This is a genomic window from Streptomyces sp. CRN 30 (genome assembly GCF_034105845.1).
Genome location: NZ_JAVRHI010000131.1, coordinates 1 through 4,691 on the forward strand (window position 1 = coordinate 1; position 4,691 = coordinate 4,691).

Consider the following 4,691-nt stretch of genomic DNA (forward strand, 5'->3'; position numbering starts at 1 on the left):
GGGGGCGGCGCGGGCGGCTCGCCCGTCTCCTGCGCCTCGGCGCGCGCGTGCCGCGGCGGCACGGCCAGCTGCAGCACGTCGGCCAGGCTCCCGGCGTACCGGTCGGCGACGGCCCGGGCGAGTCCCAGCAGCTCCGGACCGAGCACGGGCTCGGGAGAGACGACCTGGGCCAGGGCGGCCAGCGGCCCCGCGTAGTCCGACTCGGCGACCCGCTCGACGAGGAACCCGTCGATCAGCGAGCCGCCCTCCCGCCGCCCTTCCCGCACGTTCCGCCCCCCGGCCCCGAACCGCACCCGGACCCGGACCCCGGGCTGCGCGACCGCGTCCAGCTCCTCGGGCACGGCGTAGTCGAAGTACCGGTCGAGGTGCAGCACGCCCTTGTCGACCAGCACCCGCGCGACGGGCAGCTCCTTGGCGAGGGCGGCCCCCCGCCACGTCCGCGGCTTGGCCTTCGGCGCCTTGTTCTTCCGCACGGTCTCCCGGATGAGCGCGAGCTGCTCCGGCACCACACCCTCGGTGCCGCCGCCCCCCCGCCCGTTCTCGCTGCTCACGCTTGCATTCTTACCAAACGGCACCGACAACGCCCCCGGCCCGGACGGCCACGCCCCGCACCCCGCCACACGCCATGGACCCGGCCCTCCGTGGCGGAGGGCCGGGTCCATGGGGCGATCGAGGCGGTTACAGTCCCGCGGCCTTCCGCAGCTCCTCCACCCGGTCCGTGCGCTCCCAGGTGAAGTCGGGGAGCTCGCGGCCGAAGTGGCCGTACGCCGCGGTCTGGGCGTAGATCGGGCGGAGCAGGTTCAGGTCGCGGATGATGGCGGCCGGGCGGAGGTCGAAGACCGCGCCGATCGCGTTCTCGATCTTCTCGGCGTCGACCTTGGCGGTGCCGAAGGTCTCGACGAAGAGGCCCACCGGCTCGGCCTTGCCGATCGCGTAGGCGACCTGCACCTCGCAGCGCGAGGCCAGACCGGCCGCGACCACGTTCTTGGCGACCCAGCGCATCGCGTACGCGGCCGAGCGGTCCACCTTGGACGGGTCCTTGCCGGAGAACGCGCCGCCGCCGTGGCGGGCCATGCCGCCGTAGGTGTCGATGATGATCTTGCGGCCGGTGAGGCCGGCGTCGCCCATCGGGCCGCCGATCTCGAAGCGGCCGGTGGGGTTGACCAGCAGGCGGTAGTCCTCGGTGTCCAGCTTGATGCCCTCGTCCAGGAGCGCCTTCAGCTCCGGCTCCACCACGAACTCGCGGATGTCGGGGGCGAGCAGCGAGTCCAGGTCGATGTCGGACGCGTGCTGCGAGGAGACGACGACCGTGTCCAGGCGGACCGCCTTGTCGCCGTCGTACTCGATGGTGACCTGGGTCTTGCCGTCGGGACGCAGGTAGGGGATGGTCCCGTTCTTGCGGACGTCGGACAGGCGCTTGGACAGGCGGTGCGCCAGGAAGACCGGCAGCGGCATCAGCGTCGGCGTCTCGTCCGTCGCGTAGCCGAACATCAGGCCCTGGTCACCGGCGCCCTGCTTGTCGAGCTCGTCCTCATCGCCCTCGACCCGCTTCTCGTACGCCGTGTCGACGCCCTGCGCGATGTCCGGCGACTGCGAGCCGATCGACACCGACACACCGCAGGAGGCGCCGTCGAAGCCCTTCTTCGACGAGTCGTAGCCGATCTCCAGGATCTTGTCGCGCACCAGCTGGGGGATCGGCGCGTACGCCTGGGTGGTGACCTCGCCGGCCACGTGCACCAGGCCGGTCGTGATCAGGGTCTCCACGGCGACCCGGGAGGTCGGGTCCTCGCGCAGCAGCGCGTCGAGGATGGCATCGCTGATCTGGTCGGCGATCTTGTCGGGGTGGCCCTCGGTCACGGACTCCGAGGTGAACAGGCGACGGGACACAACGCTCCCTGGGGTTGCAGCGGCTGCTGGCTGATCATGGGCGGACGTGACGGGGGCTGCGCCCGGCGTCGTCCGAGAACAGTTTACGGGTCACGCTCGGCCGCGGGCCCACCCGTCTCGCCTCTCGGGAGCGCTGTGACCTGCGGCACCCGCATTCTGCCCACAGCGGATCGCGCTTCGCCAGAGCCGCCGCGCCCCCGTGTCCGGGAGGGGAGGGACGGCTGCGGTGCCGGGAGCGGTCAGCCGAGGCGTTCCGCCACCAGATCCCATACGGTCTCGGCCAGCGCTTCCTTGGGCCCGAACGGCACGGAGGCCTCGCTTCCGTCCGCGCCGAGCACCACCGCCTCGTTCTGCTCTGAGCCGAACGTCTTGCGCTCCCCCACCTCGTTGACCACGAGGAGGTCACAGCCCTTGCGGCGGAGCTTCGCGCGGCCGTTGGCGAGCACGTCGTCCGTCTCGGCCGCGAAGCCGACGACCACCTGGCCGGCGCGGGGCCGGTCGGCCGAGATCTCCGCGAGGACGTCGGGGTTGCGGACCAGGACCACCGGTTCCGGGTCCGCGCCGTCCCTCTTCTTGATTTTGCCGGTCGCGTACGTCTCGGGGCGGAAGTCCGCGACCGCCGCCGCCATCACGACCGCGTCCGCGTCGGCGGCGGCCTTCAGCACCGCCTCGCGGAGCTGGACCGCGGTGCCGACCGGGACGACGTCCACTCCCGCCGGGTCCGGCAGACCGGTGTTCGCGGCGATCAGCGTGACCCGGGCCCCCCGGGCGGCGGCCGTACGGGCGAGCGCGTACCCCTGCTTGCCGGAGGAGCGGTTGCCGAGGAAGCGGACGGGGTCGAGGGGCTCACGGGTGCCGCCCGCGCTGACCACCACGTGCCGGCCGGTCAGGTCGGGCGCGGTGACCCCGCGCGCGAGCACCCGGCGGCACACCTCGAAGATCTCCCCGGGGTCGGGCAGCCGCCCCTTGCCGGAGTCGGCGCCGGTCAGCCGGCCGACCGCGGGCTCGATGACGACGGCACCCCGGCGGCGCAGCGTCGCCACGTTCTCCCGGGTGGCCGGGTGCTCCCACATCTCGGTGTGCATGGCCGGGGCGAGGACCACCGGGCAGCGGGCCGTGAGGAGGGTGTTGGTGAGCAGGTCGTCGGCGAGGCCGTGGGCCGCCCTGGCGAGCGTGTCGGCGGTGGCGGGGGCCACGACGACCAGGTCGGCCTGCTGGCCGATGCGGACGTGCGGGACCTCGTGGACGTCGTCCCAGACCTCGGTCGAGACGGGGTGTCCGGAGAGCGCGGACCAGGTCGCGGCGCCCACGAAGTGCAGTGCGGACGCGGTGGGGACCACCCGGACCTCGTGGCCCGACTCCGTCAGTCTGCGCAGCAGCTCACAGGCCTTGTACGCGGCGATCCCACCGCTGACCCCCAGAACGACCTTCGGCTTGCCCACCGGGCCTCCCGCTCCTCGACGACGTACACATGCGACGTACGCATGCGCAGGACACCTCCATGACACACCACAGGCCCGGCAGCCGTGCTGCCGGGCCTGTGGTGGGAAAAAGCAGTGCTTACTGCCCCGGGCCCTCGATGGCCTCGGACGTCAGCAGACCCGCGTTGATCTCGCGCAGCGCGATCGAGAGCGGCTTCTCGTGCACGTGGGTGTCGACGAGCGGACCGACGTACTCGAGCAGGCCCTCGCCGAGCTGCGAGTAGTACGCGTTGATCTGGCGGGCACGCTTGGCCGCGTAGATCACGAGGCTGTACTTCGAGTCCGTGGCCTCGAGGAGCTCGTCGATCGGCGGGTTGATGATGCCCTCGGGCGCGGAGATGGAAGAGGACACGCTCTACCTTCCGATGGATGGGAAAGAATCAGTCGATGCGACCGGTCTGTGATCAGTCGGCGTCAGCACTCGGCATCGGCACGGCAGTCACGATCACACAACGTCCACCAAGGCTAGCAGCTCACGCGCCACGTCCTCGACGGAGGTGTTGACCAGGGTGGTGTCGAACTCCGGCTCGGCCGCCAGTTCGATCTTGGCCGCCTCCAGGCGGCGCTCGATCACCGCGGGCGCCTCGGTACCGCGCCCGGTGAGCCTGCGCACCAGCTCCTCCCAGGAGGGAGGAGCCAGGAACACCAGCTGGGCCTCGGCCATGGACTCACGGACCTGCCGCGCGCCCTGGAGGTCGATCTCCAGGAGCACGGGCTCGCCCGCCTCCAGCCGTTCGACGACCGCGCCGCGGGGTGTCCCGTAGCGGTTGCCGGCGAACTCGGCCCATTCCAGCAGCTCGCCGTTGGCGATCAGCTTGTCCATCTCCTCGTCGCTGACGAAGAAGTAGTGGACGCCGTGCTGCTCGCCGGGGCGTGGCTTGCGGGTCGTCGCCGACACCGAGAGCCAGACCTCGGGGTGTTCCTTGCGCATATGGGCGACGACCGTGCTCTTGCCGACCCCCGAGGGGCCGGAGAGCACGGTCAGCCGCGGACGTTCGCTCATGCAGCGATTATTCCAGGAATCCCGGGGTGCCCGGGACTCAGGACCCGGTGCTGCCGAACTCGCGCTCCAGGGAGGCGATCTGGTTGGAACCGAGGCCTCGCACACGGCGGCTCTCGGAAATGCCGAGCCGCTCCATGATCTGCTTGGCGCGGACCTTGCCCACGCCGGGAAGCGACTCAAGGAGGGCGGAGACCTTCATCTTGCCGATGACGTCGTTCTCCTGGCCCTGCTTGATGACCTCGTGCAGGGAGGCGCCGGAGTGCTTGAGTCGATTCTTGACCTCGGCCCGCTCCCGGCGAGCCGCGGCGGCCTTTTCGAGC

General features: G+C 71.5%; 5 protein-coding genes and 1 pseudogene. All 6 read right to left on the reverse strand.

What is annotated here, in order from left to right:
- Positions 1–551, reverse strand: a pseudogene (locus UW392_RS12510) (primosome assembly protein PriA); the annotation flags it as partial.
- A 127-nt stretch (positions 552–678) separates the two neighbouring features.
- Complete coding sequence (metK, locus tag UW392_RS12515; protein WP_320775006.1) at positions 679–1,887, reverse strand: methionine adenosyltransferase; 1,209 nt, start codon at positions 1,885–1,887, stop codon at positions 679–681.
- 239 nt (positions 1,888–2,126) lie between these two features.
- Complete coding sequence (gene coaBC / locus UW392_RS12520; protein ID WP_320775007.1) at positions 2,127–3,329, reverse strand: bifunctional phosphopantothenoylcysteine decarboxylase/phosphopantothenate--cysteine ligase CoaBC; 1,203 nt, start codon at positions 3,327–3,329, stop codon at positions 2,127–2,129.
- A 118-nt stretch (positions 3,330–3,447) separates the two neighbouring features.
- Complete coding sequence (rpoZ, locus tag UW392_RS12525; protein ID WP_030577387.1) at positions 3,448–3,720, reverse strand: DNA-directed RNA polymerase subunit omega; 273 nt, start codon at positions 3,718–3,720, stop codon at positions 3,448–3,450.
- A 93-nt stretch (positions 3,721–3,813) separates the two neighbouring features.
- Positions 3,814–4,371 carry a guanylate kinase gene (gmk, locus tag UW392_RS12530; RefSeq protein WP_320775008.1) on the reverse strand — a complete coding sequence of 186 codons (558 nt, stop codon included), beginning with the start codon at positions 4,369–4,371 and terminating at the stop codon, positions 3,814–3,816.
- A gap of 37 nt (positions 4,372–4,408) precedes the next feature.
- Positions 4,409–4,691, reverse strand: a 283-nt coding sequence (locus UW392_RS12535; protein WP_320774833.1) for an integration host factor, incomplete at its 5' end; no start/stop codon positions are given.

Coding starts and splice junctions, on each gene's coding strand:
- gmk (WP_320775008.1), bottom strand. CDS start 4,371: ATGAGCGAACGTCCGCGGCTGACCGTGCTCTCCGGCCCCTCGGGGGTC.